The organism is Archangium sp. (assembly GCF_036277355.1).
Taxonomy (GTDB): domain Bacteria; phylum Myxococcota; class Myxococcia; order Myxococcales; family Myxococcaceae; genus Archangium.
The window spans coordinates 1-17,751 of sequence record NZ_DASUNC010000093.1 but is presented as its reverse complement, the minus strand read 5'-3'; the positions used below and the strand labels follow the sequence as shown (position 1 = coordinate 17,751).

Below are 17,751 nucleotides of genomic sequence, written 5' to 3'. Positions count from 1 at the left end.
GATCGTGGCTCGGCAACTCCTGCTCGACGGCCGCCCGATGGGGCTGTCATTCGAGCGGAATCAGCATCCATCACTTTTATTTGCTGCTCAACACTGTGTCCCGATGCCTGCTCGCTGGGCAGCCAGGCGCCGCAATGGATGTCAATCCATGGGGCTGTAATTCTTCACAACGCCTCTCGGACGACAGACCGGGGACGCGTGGCGTGGAGCGCGAATCCCGCGCACTGCCGTCAGGGATTGGCGGGGAGGGGTCTCACCCCAGGGCGCGGATGAACTCCGTCGGCCGGGTGGCCATGCTGTCGTTCAGCGCTCCATCCGGGCGGCCAGGAGGGCGTCCGGAGAGGGCGCGCGCAGGTCCCAGACGAGCCCGAAGCGAGCGAGCAGGCGGAGGAGCAGGCCGCCGAGGTCCACCTGCCACCACCGGAAGTCGACACGGGCCGAGCCGGGGAAGGCGTGGTGGTTGTTGTGCCAGCCCGCGCCGAGTGTCAGCAGCGCCATCACCACGTTGTTGCGGCTGGTGTCGCGGCTGTTCAGCGAGCGGACACCCACCGTGTGGCCCACCGAGTTGATGGCGAAGGTCACCTGCTGGACGATGTAGTAGCGGACGAGGCCGCCCCAGACGAGCCCGCGCAGCGCTCCGGCCCACGAGCCGGTGACGAGGCCTCCGGCGAGGGTGGGCAGCGCGAAGCCGAGCAGCACCCAGGTGCCATAGCGCTGGTTGAGGCGCACGAGCGGCTCGTCGCGCAGCAGATCGGGGAGGGTGCGCGCGATGCGGTGGGCCTGGTCCTCCTCTCGCGAGGCCAGGAGGTCGGCGGGCGAGGCGCGGTAGCGGTCCAGGAGGCGGCCGAAGCGGCCGATGGCGGGCACCTCGAGGTACCAGAGGAACTGGGCCCAGAAGAAGCCGCGGAGCCCGCCCCAGAAGCCTCGCCGTCCGAGCAGCGGCGAGTGCAGGTCTCCCGGTTGGTCGGTATGGGCGTGGTGCGTGCGGTGCACGGCGCTCCACAGCAGGGCCGAGCCCTGTCCCGCCATGGAGCCGAGGATGAGGAAGAGGGCACTCAGGGAGCGGGTCGTCTCGAAGGTGCGGTGCGCGAAGTAGCGGTGGAAGCCGACCTCGATGCCCACCATGGTGAGCAGGTACATCCCTCCCAGCAGGCCGAGGTCCCAGGTGCTGACGCCCTCGCGCAGGAAGAGCCACACCCCCGCGCAGAAGCCGAGCAGGGGGAGTCCCTGGACGACGAAGAGGACCAGGGCCCGGCGGGCTCCACTCAGGTGCTCGGGCGTCTGGGAGGGCTCGGAGGCGGTGGGGGCGGATGCTGGGGTGAAGGAGGGCAGGGCGGACAACGGGAGTCTCCGGGGGGCTGTGCCTTCATCATCGTCCAGCCCGCCCGGTGAATCCATGCGCCCTCCGTGTGGGATCACCGGCCACCACGCGACGACTTCGCACGAGCGGGCGGAGTGTTCCCGAGAACCGCCAGCTGGAGCCGCCGTTGTCGCTGTCGTTGCGTGAGCCCGGCTCCGTCCGCTGGACGTCACCTTCCCGGCGCGAGCGTATCCGGGCGGACGGATGCGGCCGGTTCCTGTACACGAGTCTTTGACCCGGCTCCCCGGGTGGGTGAGCAATCCGGTGCGAGCCGCGCTCAAAGGAGACTCCGACATGACACGGTTGCTCCCCGTCCTCTTCCTGCTCACCGCCGGGCTCGCCCGGGCCGATGAGGGGATGTGGACCTTCAACAACTTCCCCTCCGACCTCGTGAAGGCCCGCTACGGCTTCTCCCCGAGCCAGGAATGGCTCACCCGGGTCCAGCTCTCCGTGGCGAGGATCGCCGGAGGCTGCTCGGCCAGCTTCGTGTCTCCCAACGGGCTGGTGATGACCAACCACCACTGTGTCCGCGAGTGCGTTCAGCAGCTCTCCACGCCCCAGAACGACTTCATCGTGAAGGGCTTCTCCGCCGCCTCCGCGGCCCAGGAGCGCCAGTGCCCGGCCATGGAGGTCAACACGCTGCTGAAGATCACCGACGTCACCAGCGAGTTGACGAAGGCCACCCAGGGCAAGGAGGGCGCGGCCTTCCGCGACGCGCAGCGGGCGGAGATCGCCCGCCTGGAGAAGGCATGCGCCACCGCTCCGGACGTCCGCTGTGACGTGGTGACGCTCTACCAGGGCGGCATGTACAACCTCTACCAGTACCAGCGCTTCCAGGACGTGCGGCTGGTATTCGCCCCCGAGGAGGCCATCGCCTTCTTCGGCGGGGACCCGGACAACTTCGAGTTCCCCCGCTACGACTACGACGTGTCCTTCGTGCGCGTGTACCAGGACGGCAAGCCGGCGAAGGTGGACCACTGGCTCCGCTGGTCCGCGAAGGGCGCGCAGCCGGGCGAGCTGACCTTCGTGGCCGGCAACCCCGGGGGCACCTCGCGCCTGCTGACGGTGGAGCAGCTCCTCTACCAGCGCGACTACGCCCTGCCCGAGCGCCTCTTCCAGATCGCCCAGCTGCGCGGACTGCTCGACGAGTTCCAGCAGCGCGGCCCCGAGTACTCCCGCATCTCCAGCAACCTCAAGCTCGGCCTCGAGAACGCCTACAAGTCGCTGGTGGGCCGGCGCGAGGCGCTCGTGGACCGGGACTTCTTCGGCAAGAAGGCCGCCGAGGAGCAGAAGCTGCGCGAGTGGGTGAAGGCGGACCCCGAGCGGCAGAAGCGCTATGGCCAGGCGTGGGACCCCATTGCCCGGGCCACGGACACGCTGCGCTCCATGCGCATCCGGCTGCGGCTGCTGGAGCAGGGCGCTGGCTCGGGCTCGGAGCTCTTCGCCTTCGCGCGCCTGCTCGCCCGCTCGGCCGACGAGCTGCCCAGACCCAACGAGCAGCGGCTGGAGGAGTTCGCCGAGGCGCGCAAGCCGGAGCTGGAGCAGCAGCTCTTCAGCCCCGCTCCCGTCTACCCCAAGCTGGAGGAGGCGCTGCTCACCTTCTACCTGACGAAGCTGCGCGAGCAGCTCGGGCCGGATGAGCCGGTGGTGAAACAGGTGCTGGGCAAGCAGTCCCCCCAGGCCCTCGCGCGCAAGGTGGTCTCCGGCTCCCGGCTCGCCAGTCCCCAGGTGCGCCGCCAGCTCTACCAGGGCGGCCCGGAGGCCATCCGTGCCTCCAAGGATCCCATGCTGGAGCTCGTCCGCGCCCTGGATGGCGAGGCCCGCGCCGTCCGCGAGCGCTTCGAGGAGGAGGTGGAGTCCGTCATCGATCAGAACGGGGAGCTCATCGCCCGGGCCCGCTTCGAGGCCTACGGCACCGGCACCTACCCGGATGCCACCTTCACGCTCCGTCTGTCCTTCGGGCAGGTGAAGGGATACTCGGCGGAGGGGAAGACGGTGGAGCCGCTCACCCGGCTCGCCGGCCTCTACGAGCGCGCCACGGGCGAGGATCCCTTCCGCCTGCCCCCCAGCTGGCTCCAGGCGAAGCCCCGCGTGGACCTCCAGACGCCGTTCAACTTCGTGAGCAGCAACGACATCATCGGGGGCAACTCGGGCTCGCCCATCTTCAACAAGGACGCGGAGATCGTCGGCGTCGTCTTCGACGGCAACCGGCAGTCCCTGGGCGGCGAGTACGGCTTCGACGAGGCCACCAACCGCACCGTGTCCGTCCACGGCGAGGGCATCCTCGAGGGGCTGCGCAAGGTCTACAACGCCCGCCGGCTGCTGGAGGAATTGGGGCAGGGTGGGGGCGGGTAGGACAGGCCATGGGAGGAATGGATGCGAGCGGCCCACGAAGGGGCAGGACAACGGGAACCGGTATTTCGTGTCATTCTTCGACCAGCCGAGCGAGGCCGGCTTCCACGGCGTCTTCTCCGTGGGGGCTGTCTCAGCCTCGCCTCCGGCGGTGCGTCCGGGCAGTGCGCGGGCCATCGATTCCAAGTGAGCGGGAACCCAGGAGGAAGTACTGAATGAGAAGGATGGCCTTCGGTTGTCTGCTGTTGCTGGCCGCGCTGGCGGGCTGTTCCGGGCGCTTCGTGGATTTCGCCCCGGAGGAGGAGGCCATCTACGAGTATCCGCTCGACGAGGTGTGGCCGCAGGTCCGCACGTACTTCTCGTCCCGGGGCTTCGTCTACCGTGAGGTCCCGGGCGGGGCCCAGCTGGAGACGGAGTGGCGCGAGGAGTTCATGAGCTCGCGGATCGCCGGCTACTGGCACCGCTACATGGTCATCGCGAAGCCCGAGGGCTCCAACCGCTGCAAGCTGATCATCACCCGCGAGTCGCGCAGCATGAACAAGGCGCTGCAGGCCCCGGGCGCCGAGCTGGTGTGGGGCGTGGACTCGCGCTCCGAGGACAACCCGCTGGGCGTGGGCAGCGATGTGGCGCGGCAGATGGCGATGCAGACCGTCAATGGCGACAACGCCGTCCTCGGCGAGTCCCAGCAGACCGCGCGCGACATGGTGCTGGAGTGGAAGGTGTTCAAGAGCATCGCCCCGGCGCTCCAGAAGGACGCGAAGAAGTCCAGCGAGAGCCCCGACGTGGTGGTGACGAAGGAGGCCGACATCGAGTGCGGCGTGCCCGTGCTGGGGCTGGGCAAGCTGGCGCGGGCCGGCAACGTGGTGCTGCTGGGCGAGCTGCATGGCACGCAGCAGGTGCCGCACTTCCTCGCGCAGAGCGCCTGCCAGGTGGCCACCCAGGGCATCCCCGTGACGGTGGGCCTGGAGATTCCGGCCGTGTACCAGGAGCGGCTGGAGACCTTCGTGGCCAGCGCCGGCACTGAGCAGGACTGGGCGAAGCTGATGGAGATCCCCTTCTGGCGCAGCCCCTACCCGGACGGCCGCAACAGCGAGGGCGTGGTCTACCTCATCGAGGCCCTGCGCAAGCTGCGCCGCCAGGGGCTGGACGTGAGGGTCTTCTCCTTCGATCATCCCGCGCTGCAGGGTGACGCGCGCGAGGAGGCCATGGCGGCGACGGTGCAGGACGTGGCCGGCAGGTCGAAGAAGCGGGCGCTGCTGGTGCTGAGCGCCAACCTCCACCCGCGCCAGGTCAAGGGCCTGCCCGGGGCTCCGGACTACCGCCCCATGGGCCTGCGCCTGGCGGAGCAGTTCCCCCACGTCTACTCCCTGGACATCGCCTACGACAGCGGCACGGCGTGGATCTGCGCCATGACCCGGCAGCAGCAGCTGGACTGCGGGGTGACGCGCACCAAGGGCGAGGACAACGGCGACCGCTACTTCGTGCAGCTCTTCGGCGGCAAGAACCGCCATGGCTACCACGGCTTCTACTACGTGGGCGCGGTGTCGGCCTCGTTGCCGGCCGTGTACCAGGGCGCGGAGCCCGCGGGCAGCCAGCAGGCCACCGTACCCGGCTCGGCGGCCCCCCACTAACCGCTACCCGGCAGGGCCTCGCCTTTCCTGTGGCGGGGCCCGGCGGCGGCGCTAGCCTGGAGGGGATGACTCCCTCCGATACCGACGCCGCCGCCCATGACCTGTTGGCCTTCATCGACGCCTCGCCCACGCCCTACCACGCGGTGCGCGAGACGATCCGCCGCCTGACCGCCCAGGGGTACCGCGCCCTCGATGAGCGCGAGCCCTGGGACCTGAAACCCGGGGAGAAGGTGTACGTCACCCGGGGTGACACCAGCATCGCCGCCTTCCACCTCGGCACCGTGCCGGTGGACCGCGCCGGCTTCCGCCTGGTGGGTGCCCATACCGACTCGCCCAACCTGCGCCTCAAGCCCAATGCCCTCGTGCAGCGCTCCGGCTTCCACCAGCTGGGCGTGGAGGTGTACGGCGGCGTCCTCTTCAGCACCTGGATGGACCGGGACCTGTCGCTCGCCGGCCGCGTGGTGAGCGCGAAGGACGGCCGCCTCACGCACCACCTGGTGGACTTCCGCCGCCCCCTGCTGCGCATCCCCAACCTCGCCATCCACCTCAACCGCTCCGTCAACACCGACGGCCTCAAGCTCAACGCCCAGGAGCACCTGGTGCCGGTGCTCGCCCTGGAGCGCTCGGGCACGGTGGACCTCAAGGGCATGCTCTCCGCGGAGCTGGCCCGGAGCGGCGCCCAGGTGGAGCCGGCGGACATCCTCGGCTTCGACCTGTGCCTCTATGATCTGCAGCCCTCCACCCGCTCCGGCGCCTTTGGCGAGTTCCTCCACGCGCCGCGCCTGGACAACCTGGCCAGCAGCCACGCCGGCCTGTCCGCGCTGCTCTCCATGAGCGGGCCGCGCGAGGCCACCTGCGGCGTCATCCTGTACGACCACGAGGAGTGCGGCAGCGTCAGTGCCCAGGGCGCCGCGTCTCCCTTCCTGAAGGACCTGCTCGAGCGCATCACCCTGGCGCACTCGGACGGGCGGGGGGACTCGCTGCACCGCGCCATCCAGCGCTCCTACCTGGTGTCCGCGGACATGGCGCACGCGCTGCACCCCAACTACGCCTCCATGCACGAGCCCAGACACGCGCCCGTGCTGGGCGGCGGCCCCGTCATCAAGTCCAACGTCAACCAGTCCTACGCCACCGACGGAGAGACAGCGGCCTGGTTCGCCCTCTGCTGCCGCGAGGCGGGCGTGACGCCGCAGAACTTCGTCACCCGCACGGACCTGGGCTGTGGCAGCACCATCGGCCCCATCTCCGCCGGCGAGCTGGGCATGCGCACCGTGGACGTGGGCAACCCCATGATGTCCATGCACTCCATCCGCGAGCTGGCCGCCGCGGCGGACGTGGCGGCGATGATCTCCGTGCTGCGCCAGTGCTACGTGCGCTGACTCACTCCACGTTCAGCCGCAGGTTGTCGGGCTCCAACAGGGTGATGCGCCCCTCCTCGTAGGACAGCAGTCCCTCGCGAGCGTAGAAGCGCAGCCACCGGTTGGTGCTCTCCCGGGTGAGCCCGGCCAGGTTGGCCAGCTCCGTCTGGGTGAGCCGGGGGGTGATGGACACCCCCTCGCTCCCGGGCTCTCCCCGCCGCTGCGCCAGGTCCAACAGCACGCGCGCCAGCCGGGCGCGTGCATCCAGGAAGCTGGCGTCGTGGACCGTCTGCGTGACGCGCCGCACCAGCCGGCTCAGCTCGGCCAGCAGCGTGGGCACCACCTGGGGGCGCTCTTCCAGGAATTTCTGGAAGTCCTTGCGGTTCAAGGCCAGCAGCGCCGTCTCCTCGCGCGCCACCGCGTCCGTCGAGCGGGGCGCCTCGTCCAGCAGCGCCAGCTCGCCAAAGGCATCTCCCCGCCGCAGCAGGGCCAGGGCGACCTCCCGCCCATCCGCCGAGCTGAGGCGGATGGTCACCTCGCCCTTGCGGATGATGTAGAGGTCCGTCCCCACATCGCCCTGGTGGAAGATGATCTCCCCCCGCTCGTAGCGGCGTGGCTGAAGGCTGGCGGAGAGCCGCTCCAGGTCGTCGGACCCGAGCGACGAGAAGAGAGGAACCTGGGAGAGGAGCTCCGAATAGGACATGGCTCGCTGCTTTCCTGGTGGAACCTGCCCACCCGGAAGTCATCTTGCACGGAGCCACGCGGCCGGGCCAGGGTCGAGCGACGCCCTGCACGCTTCCTTGTCCAGACCCGCTCATCTTCGCGCGGGATTCGCGCCAGGGGTGCATCCCGGGCCGCACGACGCATCCCCGGTCCTTGTGCGATGATGCTTCTCGAATGTGGAGAATGGGGACTGGCACTCCCGGCCCCCCGAGGTGGATCGAGGATTATGTCGGGACGCAGGATTGGCGGCAGGTATGTCTTGGAGCGCAGGGTCGCTGGCGGTGGCATGGGTGCCATCTGGGTGGCGCTCGACGCCCAGCTGCAGCGGCGGGTGGCGCTCAAGTTGATGGCGCCCGAGCGCATCACCTCCTCCTCGGCGCGCCACCAGTTCGAGCAGGAAGCCAAGGCGGTCGCGCAGCTGCGCAACCCGCATGTGGTGCAGATCCACGACTACGGCGTGGACGGGGACACGCCCTTCATCGTGATGGAGCTGCTCGAGGGGGAGGATCTCGAGACGAGCCTGGAGCGGCAGGGCCGGCTGTCGCCCGCCGTGGTCTCCTCGCTGCTCAATCAGATTGCCCGGGCGCTGTCTTCCGCGCATGCCTGTGGCGTCATCCACAGGGATCTCAAGCCGGCGAACCTCTTCCTGGCCCGCGTGGACAGCGCCGAGGTGGTGAAGGTGCTCGACTTCGGGCTGGCGCGGTGGGACGCCGGCGGCGCGGCCGTCTCGGAGCAGCCGGGCCGGGTGATGGGCACCCCGCGCTACATGAGCCCCGAGCAGATGCGGGGCGAGGCCGGGGTGGACTCCCGCACGGATGTCTGGTCGCTGGGCGTGGTGGCCTACCGGGCGCTCACCGGCCGCTTCCCCTTCGCCGCGGATGCGCTCGGAGAGCTGGGCCGCGGCGGCACCCTCCCGTTCTCCGAGCCGCCGTCCACCCTGGTGCCCGAGCTGGGCCAGGGCGTGGATGTCTTCTTCTCGCGCGCCCTGGACGCGGACCCCACGCGCCGCTTCCAGTCCGCGCGGGAGCTGGCCGCGGCCTTCGCCTCGCTGGTGGAGGCCAGCCGCCCCTCGCGCGCCTCGAAGATATTGGTCATCGATGACGAGCCGGACGTGGAGCTGCTGATGCGGCAGCGCTTCCGCAAGCTCATCCGGGACAAGGTCTACGAGTTCATCTTCGCCAGCGATGGCGAGGACGCGCTGGAGAAGCTGCGCCAGCACCCGGATACGGATGTCGTGCTGTCCGACATCAACATGCCGAGGATGGACGGGCTCACCTTCCTGGCCCGGGTGGGCGAGGTGAATCCGCTCGTCAAGGTCATCATGGTCTCCGCCTACAGCGACATGAGCAACATCCGCGTGGCGATGAACCGCGGGGCCTTCGACTTCCTCGTCAAGCCCATCGACTTCCAGGACCTGGAGGCCACGCTCGTCAAGGCGCTGAAGCACGTGAAGGAGTTCCGCCAGATGGTGCGCTCGGCGGAGGAGAACCAGCTGCTGCGGATGTTCGTGCACGGCGGCGTGCTCGAGCGGGCCACCCCGCTGATGCGCGGCCCGGACATGCTGGAAGGCGAGCGGGTGGAGGCCACGGTGGCCTTCCTGGACCTGGAGGACTTCACGCCGGTGGTGCGCCAGGAGCAGCCCGAGGCGGCCGTGCGCCGGTTGAACGCGAACTTCGAGGTCATCGTCCCGGAGCTGCTCTCGCGGGGCGGGGTGGTGGACAAGTTCGTCGGGGACTCGGTGATGGCGGTGTTCCGGGGCCAGGGGCACCTGGGCCGGGCCCTGGAGGCCTGTCTGGCGGCCCGCCAGCAGCTGCGCGCCATGGCCTTCCGTTCCGGGGACGCCTCTCCGTATGCCCATGGCCTGTGCATCGGCCTGGACTCGGGCGAGCTGCTCTGCGGCAGCATCGGCGCCAGGGGCCTGGGCCGGCTGGACTACACGGTGCTCGGGGAGCCGGTGAATACCGCGGCCTGGCTGGCCCAGCAGGCCGGAAAGGATCAGCTCCTCATCGGGGCCCATCTCCTGCCGCGGGTGGAGACGGGCTTCGATTGCCTGGGCGTGGGAACGAGGAACCTGCCCGGCCGCGGCTCGGAGCTGGGTGTCCATGAGGTCGTGGCCCGCAGGGAGCAGCGGGTCTCCAGCGCGGATCGGACCGTCTCCATCGGCTAGCCCCCGCCTCGGGCTCGGGTGTTAACGTCCCATGTCTATGCAGCTCATCATGAATCCGGGCCTGCTGGATGAGCAGGTGTTCGAGCTCCCCGAAGGCTCCGTGACGATCGGCCGTACGGAGGAGAGCACCATCTGCGTGCTCCACAAGAGCCTGTCGCGGCGGCATGCGCGGCTCGAGCGGGAGGGCGAGCGGATCCTCCTCGTCGACCTGAACAGCAAGAACGGGACGTTCGTCAACGAGGCCCGTGTCGAGCGCCACGAGCTGCGCAGCGGCGAGGCCTTCCGGTGTGGCGAGGTCCGCTTCAAGCTGGTGTCCTCCGCGCTCCCGCTGCCGGCGGACCTGTCACCCACGCAGGTGCAGCCGCTCCTCACGCGCTTCTCTCCCGGCTCCATGGACGAGCTGCTGGAGCGGCACTCGGAGCCCGGCGAGGGCTCGGCCCTGAAGGTGCGGCACGCCAACCGGGAGAACCGCGCCACCGACAAGCTGCAGGTGTTGCTCAAGGTGAGCCAGCTGCTGTCCTCGCCCGGCTCCATCGACGCGCTGCTGGAGCGCATCCTGGACCTCGTCTTCCAAATCATGGAGGTGGACCGGGCGGCCATCCTGCTGGTGGATGCGGCCAGTGGGCGCCTGGTTCCCCGGGTGGCCCGGACCGCGGCCGGCGAGGCCCCCTCGGGCCCGTTCTTCAGCCAGCGCATCGTCGACTACGTGCGCTCGCACAGCGTGGCGGCGCTCTTCTCCGACGCCCGGTTGGATCCCCGCCTGGATGACGCCGCCTCGGTGGTGCTGCAGTCCATCCAGGCCTCCATGTGCGCGCCGCTCAAGCCCCGGGACGAGGTGCTCGGCGTGTTGTACGTGGACAACCTCTCGCGGCCCAACGGCTTCAGCGAGGAGGACCTGGAGTTCCTCACCGCCTTCGCCAACCAGGCGGCCATCGCGCTCGACAACTCGCTCCTCTCCAAGCGGCTCGAGGAGGAGGCGGTGCTGCGCAACGTCTACCTGCGCTTCTTCCCCCCGGCCACCCTCAAGAAGCTGCAGATGGCCCGGGGCGGCCCGCTGGAGACCATCGAGACGGAGGTGACGGTCCTCTTCTCGGACATCAGTGGCTTCACCGCGCTGTCCTCCACTCTGGAGCCCCGGCAGGTGGTGGATCTGCTCAACGACTACTTCCCGGTGATGGCGGACATCGTCTTCCGGCACGAGGGGACGTTGGAGAAGTACATCGGCGACGCGCTGATGGCGGTGTGGGGCGCGCCGTTCTCCCACCCGGACGACGCGGACCGGGCGGTGCGCGCCGCGGTGGAGATGCAGCGGGCACTGGCCGAGCTCAACGCGCGCTGGCGGGCCCAGGGCCGGCCCGAGCTGAACATCCACGTGGGCCTGAACACGGGCCGGGTGGCGGCCGGGAACATCGGCTCCGAGCAGTACGTGCAGTACGCCACCATTGGAGACGCCACCAACGTGGCCAGCCGGGTGTGCTCCGCCGCCAAGGACGGGGAGATCTGCATGAACGAGACGACCTTCGAGCGCTGGCTCGCGAGGGAGTGGCCCGTGCAGCAGCTGCCTCCCGTCCAGGTGAAGGGCAAGGAGAAGGCGCTGACGCTCTACCGGTTGGAGTGGCGCGATTTCTCGATGACGTTGTGACGGACCTCACTCCCGGCGTGTTGACCGCGTCACTTCCGGGTCAGGGGCTCCGTGAGAGAAGGGAGATGTTCGCGGGCCTGGAAGGAGCCGCGGAGTTCATCCAGGGAGTCACGCCATGGTCGAGAATCTTCGGGAGCACAAGGACAAGGCCGCCCAACTCTTCGCGGAGGGGAGGCTGGAGGAGGCGCTCGCCGAGTACCGGTTCGTGGCGGGGGTGGCTCCGGAGGACCTGGCGAGCCGCCAGAAGGTGGCGGAGGTGCTGCAGCGGCTGAACCGCAAGCAGGAGGCCATCGAGGCCTACGCGGGGGTGGCCGGTGAGTGGGCGAAGCAGGGCTGGCTGCTGCGCGCCATCGCGCTGTGCAAGGTCATCCTGCAGATCGACCCGAGGCATGGGCGGACGCAGCGGATGCTGGCGGAGCTGTACGCGCGGCGCATGGAGCAGCCGGCGCGGATGATCCACACGGTGCCGGTGGCGGTGGCGCCCGAGCCGTCCAAGGCGGCGCAACCCGAGGCGCTGGCGGCGCTGCCGCGCATTCCGATCTTCTCGCAGCTGGGCCAGGAGTCCTTCGTGGCGCTGCTGGAGGGGTTGGAGCTGAAGACCTTCGAGGCGGGGGTGGCCATCGTCACGGAGGGGGAGGCGGGCACGTCCATGTTCGCCATCGTGGAAGGGCGGGTGGACGTGGTGCGGCAGTTGGAGGGGGGCCAGCGGCGCAAGGTGGCCGCCATGGGGGAGGGGGACTTCTTCGGGGAGATGGCGCTGCTGTCCAAGAGTCCCCGGCTGGCGAGCGTGGTGGCGGCCGAGCGCACGGTGGTGTTGGAGCTGACGCGGGCGATGGTGGCGCGGCTGGTGCAGCGGGACGCGTCGGTGGGGCGGGTGCTGCGCTCCTTCCACCAGGAGCGGCTGCTGGCCAACGTGCTGCGCGGCAACAAGCTCTTCGCCACGCTCACGCCCAAGCAGCGCGAGGCCGCGGCCCAGTCCTTCCAGATGGAGACGCAGCCGGCGGGCAGGACGCTGCTCAACCAGGGCCAGCGGGGCGAGGCCCTGTACCTGGTCCTCCGGGGCCGGTGCCGGGTGACGCACCGCCACCCGGATGGGAAGGACAGCCCGTACCCGATGCTGCGCGAGGGCGACGTGTTCGGCGAGCTGTCCATGATGCTGGGCCTGCCGGCCACCGCCAGCGTGCGCACGGACTCGCCCTGCACGCTGCTGCGGCTGGACCGGGAGTCCTTCGAGAAGCACATCCTCGTGCAGCCCGGGGTGCGCGAGGCGCTCTCGCGGCTGAGCACCGAGCGCCTCCAGCGCACCGCGCTGCTCGTCTCCGGACAGGAGCCGCTCGAGGGCGACTCGCGCGTCTGAGTGCTGTCAGCCGTACACCACTCGTTGACGTCAATGAGTGGTGTGGGTGGGTGTGTGATGATCGTTGACGTCAACGAGTGAAGCGAGGCGAGGCGCGCCAGGCGTCCCGTGCCTTGGGGGCCGCTCAACCTGCTACGTTGAGTCCTCCGAGGTAGGCCCCGCGTGTCCACACATCCGCCATCCCCCAGCCCCGAGCACCCCATTCTCCGCGGCGCAGTGGCCGCCCTGCTTCCGCCCGATGACACGCCGCCGCTGCCGGTGGGCACCCGGATTGGTGGGGACGTGGTGGAGGGGGTGCTGGGGCGTGGCGGCTTCGCCACGGTGTACCGGGTGCGCAGCCAGAGCGGCTACGTGTCCGCCCTCAAGGTGCTGCCCCTGGACCAGGGCCCCGAGCGGGCCGAGCGCGCCTGGCGGGAGATGGCGCTGGGCGCGCGCCTGAACCACCCCAACCTCGTGCGTCAGCTGGGCGCGGGGCAGTGGCCCCTGGAGAACCCGCGCTACCTGTGGGTGAAGCTGGAGCTGGTGGAGGGCCCCACCCTGGACACGTGGGGACTGGCGCCCGGGCGCACGCTGGGCGAGGTGATGGACCGGGCGCTGGAGGTGGCGCGTGGCCTGGCGGTGTCGCACGAGGCGGGCGTCATCCACCGTGACGTCAAGGAGGCCAACATCCTGGTGTGCCAGAAGACGGGCGAGGCGGTGCTGGTGGACTTCGGGGTGGGCTGGCACCCGGCCTGCCCCACGCTGACACAGGGGATGTTTCCTCCGGGCACGCCGGCCTACCGCGCCCCCGAGGCGTGGGCGTATGGCCGGGCGCACGCGGGCGAGCCAGGGGCGCACTACCGGGCCGGCGTGGGGGATGATTTGTACGCGGTGGGCGTCGTCCTCTACCGGCTGCTGACGGGCCGCTTTCCCTTCCGCCCCGCCGAGCACGGGGGCGAGGACGTGGAGGCGGTGCTGCACCGCGAGCCCTTGCCGCCGCACCTCGTCAACCCGCGGGTGCCCCTGGAGGTGGAGGCGGTGTGCCTGCGGTTGCTGGCCAAGACACCGGAGGCTCGCTACCCGGACGCCGTGACGCTGTGCCGGGCGCTGAAGGAATTGAGGGCCCGGACGGACGTGGACTGGCGGCAGGTGCTGCACCCGGAGCGGCGGCGCGCGGTGAAGCCCTGGGCGCGCTGGGCCCGGGCGCTGGCGGGGGTCGGCGTGGGGTTGGCGGTGGCGGTGGGGGCGTGGTGGCTCGGCTCCAGCCGGGAAGTGGCGCCGGGTGGGCCAGCACCGGAACCTGTGCGGGCCGTGGCCGCGCCTCCGCCCGAGGCGCCTCCTCCCCCGGCCGCCGCCCCGCCGCTGGCGCCTCGAAAGGACAGTGCTCCCGTGAAACAGCAGCCCTCCAGCCCCCCACCTGAAATGGCCCCCAAGCGCCAGGGAGCCGCCGTGCGCACCGCGTGTCTCGGACTCACCGGCGCCGCGCTCCAGGCCTGTATGGGCACCCCGCAGCAGATGCCGTCCGAGCGCCCCGCTCCGCCTCCCCAGGCGTGCCCCGCCGGGGCCGTGGAGACCATGACGAACACGCTCGGCCTGAGCCTCGGGGAAAGGACGAGCGTGGACTGGAGCAGCGTGCGCGGCAGGTCCGTGCACGTCCAGGAGGACGCGACCCTCCGGGTGGGGGGAGACTGGGAGGTGGGAGCGAACTGGGGGGGCAAGGGCGGGGCGGTGGCGCTGCCGAACAACACCCGCCTCTTCGGGAGGCTCTATGTCCACAAGGGGCGGGTGTACGGCCGCTTCACCGAGGCCCGCACGCCTCAAGGGGTGGTGTACCCGGTGTGCCTGGAGTTGATGGATACGGGTGGCAACGTCGGCCTGGAGCTCCAGCCCGGCAGCGGGCCGGGGAAGATGATGGTGGACCCCGTCGTGCGGGTGCGGGTGGTGGACCGCTTCCCGTAGGGGCGTCCCGGAATCGGGACGGACACGACCGGACAGGAGGTGTGGTAGAGCCCCACTCCTCCGGTCTCGTCCCCGTGAGGTGCCTTCCTCATGTCCGTGCTCTCCGCCGCTGCCCTGTTGCGACTCGTGTTGCTCGCCGTTCCCATGGACGCCGCGCCGCCTGCCTGTGAAGCAGGCACACGCCACCTGGAGTTGACGGAGGACACCCCCGGCGAGGCGCTGGCGGTGTGTATCCATCCGGGGCTGCCCACCCATTTCCTCTTCGACGCGGAATTGGGGCGCGTGGAACTGCCCGGACGGGAACGGTTCCAGGTGATGGCGGGTGAGACAGGGTTCGCGCTCGTGCCCACGGGGGCCCTCACCCCAGGAGAGCGTGTACAGCTGGGCTTCACCTTCCAGGACGGCGCGGACCCGAAGGGCGTGCGCTTCCTGCTGGTGGTGCATCCGTCCGAGGCCGCGCGGTTGGTGAAGGTGACACGCCAGCCGCGCTCGCTCGAGTCCAACCGGCAAGGCGAGCAGCAGGCGCGAGCGGAAGCGCGGCAATGCCAGGAGGACAAGGCGCGCCTGGCGGAGGAGTGCGGCGGACAGCGCGGAGTCCTGGGCCTGCTCGCCCAGGGGCTGCTGGGCGAGAGCGGCATCGCCAGCAAGGACATCACCCGGAGCGTCATCTCTCGTCCGGGCAACACCCTCGAATCCATGGATGCCCGCAGCTACCGCTCGGACACCACACGCGTGGCGGGCGGGCACGAGGTGGTGCGGCTGCTGGTGACGCAGCAGTTACAGAACAATGGGAGCACGCCCTGGACGCCCGGGGGCGCGGTGCTGGTGGGGCCGAAGGGAGAGGAGTGGAAGGTGCTGGGGGTGTGGACGGAGGAATCCATTGCTCCAGGGAAGAAGCGCAGCGTCGGGGTGGAGGTGGAGGTGCCGCGGGAGGCGGCGCGCGGCACCTTCACCCTGAAGTGGTGGGGCCGGGAGGCGGGCCGCGCGAGCGAGCACTTCGACGGCGTGACCTTCCCGTAGCTCCACCAAGGGTCCGCTTCAGACGCCCCTCCGTTGAGCATCCACGAGGAGGGTCGCGACTTCCGATGAGGTGACGCCGAAGCGCCCGGCCACGTCCTCCAGTTGTCGCGCTGGTGCGAACGTGGTCACGATTGGCACGAGCCCCTCTCTTTCGGCGTGCGGCGTTCCGACAGCGCAGGATGGCTCTTCACCCGTCCAGTACACGATGACCGCCCCTGCTCTCGTTCTGGGAGCGCTGGCCGCCGATCCTCGACTCCTTCGAGAAGGGTGACGCGGAGCTCCCGGCGCTGTGGGTGAGGCCGGAGCCGATGGAGGATCCGAGCCAGAGGGAAATGCATGAGGTGATGGGAAGCGGAGTGGAGGGTTGAGGGGCATGAAAGTGTTCGTCTAGCCTGGGAGCCATTCAGCGCGTTCGCAGCCCACCAACGGACATGGGCCACCAGCCTCGGGGGATTGGAGGAGGCGAGGATTTCCGCGCTGGGAGGAACGCGATGATGGTGCGGAAGAACGCGGTGGAGCGGCGGCTGGACCTGCTCCACGACCAGTGGATGGAGTTCGCCCAGCTCCCCGAGGCGCGCCTGCTGCGCTGGGTGGTGGAGCCGGACGAGGTGCGGATGGTGGAGGCGTTCCTGGAGAAGGAGGGGGATGAGCGGATGGGGGAGTGCCCGGACCTCTTCCTGCGCCTGGACGAGCCCTTCGATGAGCCGGTGCGCTACGGATACGCGCTGCGTGAGGCGCTGGTGCGAATGGAGGAGGAGAGCCGCGCCGGGCTGGAGGAGGAGGGTCTGCCGGGCTGGAGGTGCCCGCCGGTGAAGGAGGGGGGAATGGACGTGGAGGCCTTCCTGGCGGCGTGCGACTCGCTGCGGAGCCACTACGAGAGCCTGTGCGAGCACCTGGTGGTGGTGCTGCTGCCGGCGCAGGGGACGGATGCGAGCGCCTGGCTGAAGTGGTTGGGCAGCGCGGTGGAGAAGGCGCGGTCCGCCCACGTGCGCCTGGTGGTGCTGGACGACGCGAGGACGCGGGTGTTGGAGCCGTTGGCGGAGGCACGGCCCGACAAGGTGGTGACGATACCGGCGAAGCTGGAGATGGGCCGGGCGCTGGAGGAGCTGTCACAGGAGGCCGGCAACCTGGACAGCCCGGGAGGGCAGTTCCGGGAGCTCTTCGTGCGCCTGGGCAACGCGGCGGCGAAGCGGGACGTGGAGAGGGCGCGGACGTTGGGAGCACAGGCGGTGGCCGTGGCGGCCGGGCAGGGGCTGTACGAGCTGGTGGTGGCGGCGCACTTCGCGGTGGGGGGAGCGCTGCTGGGAGCGGGCCGGCCCCGGGAGGCGCTCGAGCAGTACCAGCAGGCGGAGGCGGCGGCCGGGGAGTCCGCGGCGAAAGGACAGCCCCAGGGCGCACAACTCCGGCTGAGCTCGCGTATGGCACAGGGCGCCGCGCGGGTGACGGCCCAGGAGTACGCCCAGGCGGCGGCGCTGTACGAGGAGACGGCGCCCCTGGCGCGCGAGCTGAAGGACGCGCGCATGGAGCTGGAGTGCTGGCGGATGGCGAGCTGGTGCCGCGAGGTGACGAAGGAGGTGGAGCGGGCGTGGGAGCACGGCCAGCGCGCGTGGGAGGTGGGCCGGGCCATGGACGCGCAGACACGGGACACCTCGACGCTGCCCTACGTGGCGGAGGCGCTGGTGCGGCTGAGCCATGAGCGGCAGGGGGCGCGGGCGGCGCGGGCCATGGAATCGGAGGTGGAGTCGCTCCTGGGCACGGACTGGCGGCCGGAGGCTCCGGCCGAGGGAGGGCAGCCGCGATGATGCCCGCGGTGAAGCACCTGGACCCGGTGTTGGGCGTGGACATCCACTTCATCATCACCCCGCCCGGGCCGGTGGTGCCCATTCCCCACCCGCATATTGGAATCGTGTTCGACCCGTTCGACTACCTGCCCATCATCGGGGCGACGGTGGTGGTGAACGGGCTGCCTCGGGCGCAGGCGGGCACGGGCGGGCGCACGCTGCCGCCGCACTTCCCGATGGGAGGCGTCTTCGCCAAACCGCCCGGCAACGAGAACGAGACGTTCATGGGCAGCTCCACCGTGGTGGTGGAGGACGAGCCCTTCACGTACATGCTGCTGCCGGTGCTCAGCTGCCAGGACATCGGCATGCCCTCGCCGCCGCGCAAGAAGGGGCCGGGCGCGAAGACGCTGCAACTGCCCACC

The 17,751-nt window shown here is 70.3% G+C and carries 12 protein-coding genes; 10 read left to right on the top strand and 2 right to left on the bottom strand.

All coding sequences use genetic code 11. The features are described from left to right. Window positions 1–303: 303 nt before the first annotated feature. Window positions 304–1,341 (bottom strand): acyl-CoA desaturase, encoded by a 1,038-nt coding sequence (locus VFZ09_RS24065; protein WP_329729982.1) that lies wholly within the window; start codon window positions 1,339–1,341, stop codon window positions 304–306. Between the two features lie 313 nt (window positions 1,342–1,654). Between VFZ09_RS24065 and VFZ09_RS24060 the strand changes: the two genes are divergently transcribed. The 3 genes from VFZ09_RS24060 (at window position 1,655) to VFZ09_RS24050 (ending at window position 6,722) form a co-directional block, all read left to right on the top strand. Continuing rightward, window positions 1,655–3,715: a S46 family peptidase gene (locus VFZ09_RS24060; protein ID WP_329729981.1), complete on the top strand. Its 2,061-nt coding sequence runs from the start codon at window positions 1,655–1,657 to the stop codon at window positions 3,713–3,715. Window positions 3,716–3,927: 212 nt separating this feature from the next. Next, window positions 3,928–5,343 (top strand): hypothetical protein, encoded by a 1,416-nt coding sequence (locus tag VFZ09_RS24055; RefSeq protein WP_329729980.1) that lies wholly within the window; start codon window positions 3,928–3,930, stop codon window positions 5,341–5,343. Window positions 5,344–5,408: 65 nt separating this feature from the next. Then, the gene (locus VFZ09_RS24050) at window positions 5,409–6,722 is read left to right on the top strand and encodes a M18 family aminopeptidase (protein ID WP_329729979.1); all 1,314 of its coding nucleotides are present in this window, start codon (window positions 5,409–5,411) and stop codon (window positions 6,720–6,722) included. A 1-nt stretch (window position 6,723) separates the two neighbouring features. Here the strand turns inward: VFZ09_RS24050 and VFZ09_RS24045 are convergent, their stop codons facing one another. Then, window positions 6,724–7,404 carry a Crp/Fnr family transcriptional regulator gene (locus tag VFZ09_RS24045; RefSeq protein WP_329729978.1) on the bottom strand — a complete coding sequence of 227 codons (681 nt, stop codon included), beginning with the start codon at window positions 7,402–7,404 and terminating at the stop codon, window positions 6,724–6,726. A gap of 306 nt (window positions 7,405–7,710) precedes the next feature. Here VFZ09_RS24045 and VFZ09_RS24040 point away from each other — a divergent pair, with 306 nt between their 5' ends. The 7 genes from VFZ09_RS24040 to VFZ09_RS51870 form a co-directional block, all read left to right on the top strand. Further along, window positions 7,711–9,591: a protein kinase domain-containing protein gene (locus VFZ09_RS24040; protein WP_329729977.1), complete on the top strand. Its 1,881-nt coding sequence runs from the start codon at window positions 7,711–7,713 to the stop codon at window positions 9,589–9,591. Window positions 9,592–9,622: 31 nt separating this feature from the next. After that, the gene (locus VFZ09_RS24035; protein ID WP_329729976.1) at window positions 9,623–11,233 is read left to right on the top strand and encodes an adenylate/guanylate cyclase domain-containing protein; all 1,611 of its coding nucleotides are present in this window, start codon (window positions 9,623–9,625) and stop codon (window positions 11,231–11,233) included. Window positions 11,234–11,348: 115 nt separating this feature from the next. Then, the gene (locus tag VFZ09_RS24030) at window positions 11,349–12,590 is read left to right on the top strand and encodes a cyclic nucleotide-binding domain-containing protein (protein WP_329729975.1); all 1,242 of its coding nucleotides are present in this window, start codon (window positions 11,349–11,351) and stop codon (window positions 12,588–12,590) included. A 162-nt stretch (window positions 12,591–12,752) separates the two neighbouring features. Further along, the gene (locus VFZ09_RS24025; protein WP_329729974.1) at window positions 12,753–14,528 is read left to right on the top strand and encodes a serine/threonine-protein kinase; all 1,776 of its coding nucleotides are present in this window, start codon (window positions 12,753–12,755) and stop codon (window positions 14,526–14,528) included. Between the two features lie 90 nt (window positions 14,529–14,618). Next, window positions 14,619–15,548 (top strand): DUF2381 family protein, encoded by a 930-nt coding sequence (locus VFZ09_RS24020; protein WP_329729973.1) that lies wholly within the window; start codon window positions 14,619–14,621, stop codon window positions 15,546–15,548. 491 nt (window positions 15,549–16,039) lie between these two features. Continuing rightward, window positions 16,040–17,350 (top strand): hypothetical protein, encoded by a 1,311-nt coding sequence (locus VFZ09_RS24015; protein WP_329729972.1) that lies wholly within the window; start codon window positions 16,040–16,042, stop codon window positions 17,348–17,350. Continuing rightward, the coding region (locus tag VFZ09_RS51870; RefSeq protein ID WP_329728677.1) for a PAAR domain-containing protein at window positions 17,347–17,751 on the top strand (405 nt) is incomplete at its 3' end. The genes VFZ09_RS24015 and VFZ09_RS51870, both read left to right, overlap by 4 nt.

Excerpts from the sequence above, each read along its gene's own strand:
- VFZ09_RS24055 (WP_329729980.1), top strand. The coding sequence starts at position 3,928 with ATGAGAAGGATGGCCTTCGGTTGTCTGCTGTTGCTGGCCGCGCTGGCG.
- VFZ09_RS24015 (WP_329729972.1), top strand. The coding sequence starts at position 16,040 with ATGATGGTGCGGAAGAACGCGGTGGAGCGGCGGCTGGACCTGCTCCAC.
- VFZ09_RS24060 (WP_329729981.1), top strand. The coding sequence starts at position 1,655 with ATGACACGGTTGCTCCCCGTCCTCTTCCTGCTCACCGCCGGGCTCGCC.
- VFZ09_RS24030 (WP_329729975.1), top strand. The coding sequence starts at position 11,349 with ATGGTCGAGAATCTTCGGGAGCACAAGGACAAGGCCGCCCAACTCTTC.
- VFZ09_RS24045 (WP_329729978.1), bottom strand. The coding sequence starts at position 7,404 with ATGTCCTATTCGGAGCTCCTCTCCCAGGTTCCTCTCTTCTCGTCGCTC.
- VFZ09_RS24040 (WP_329729977.1), top strand. The coding sequence starts at position 7,711 with ATGGGTGCCATCTGGGTGGCGCTCGACGCCCAGCTGCAGCGGCGGGTG.
- VFZ09_RS24035 (WP_329729976.1), top strand. The coding sequence starts at position 9,623 with ATGTCTATGCAGCTCATCATGAATCCGGGCCTGCTGGATGAGCAGGTG.
- VFZ09_RS24050 (WP_329729979.1), top strand. The coding sequence starts at position 5,409 with ATGACTCCCTCCGATACCGACGCCGCCGCCCATGACCTGTTGGCCTTC.
- VFZ09_RS24020 (WP_329729973.1), top strand. The coding sequence starts at position 14,619 with ATGTCCGTGCTCTCCGCCGCTGCCCTGTTGCGACTCGTGTTGCTCGCC.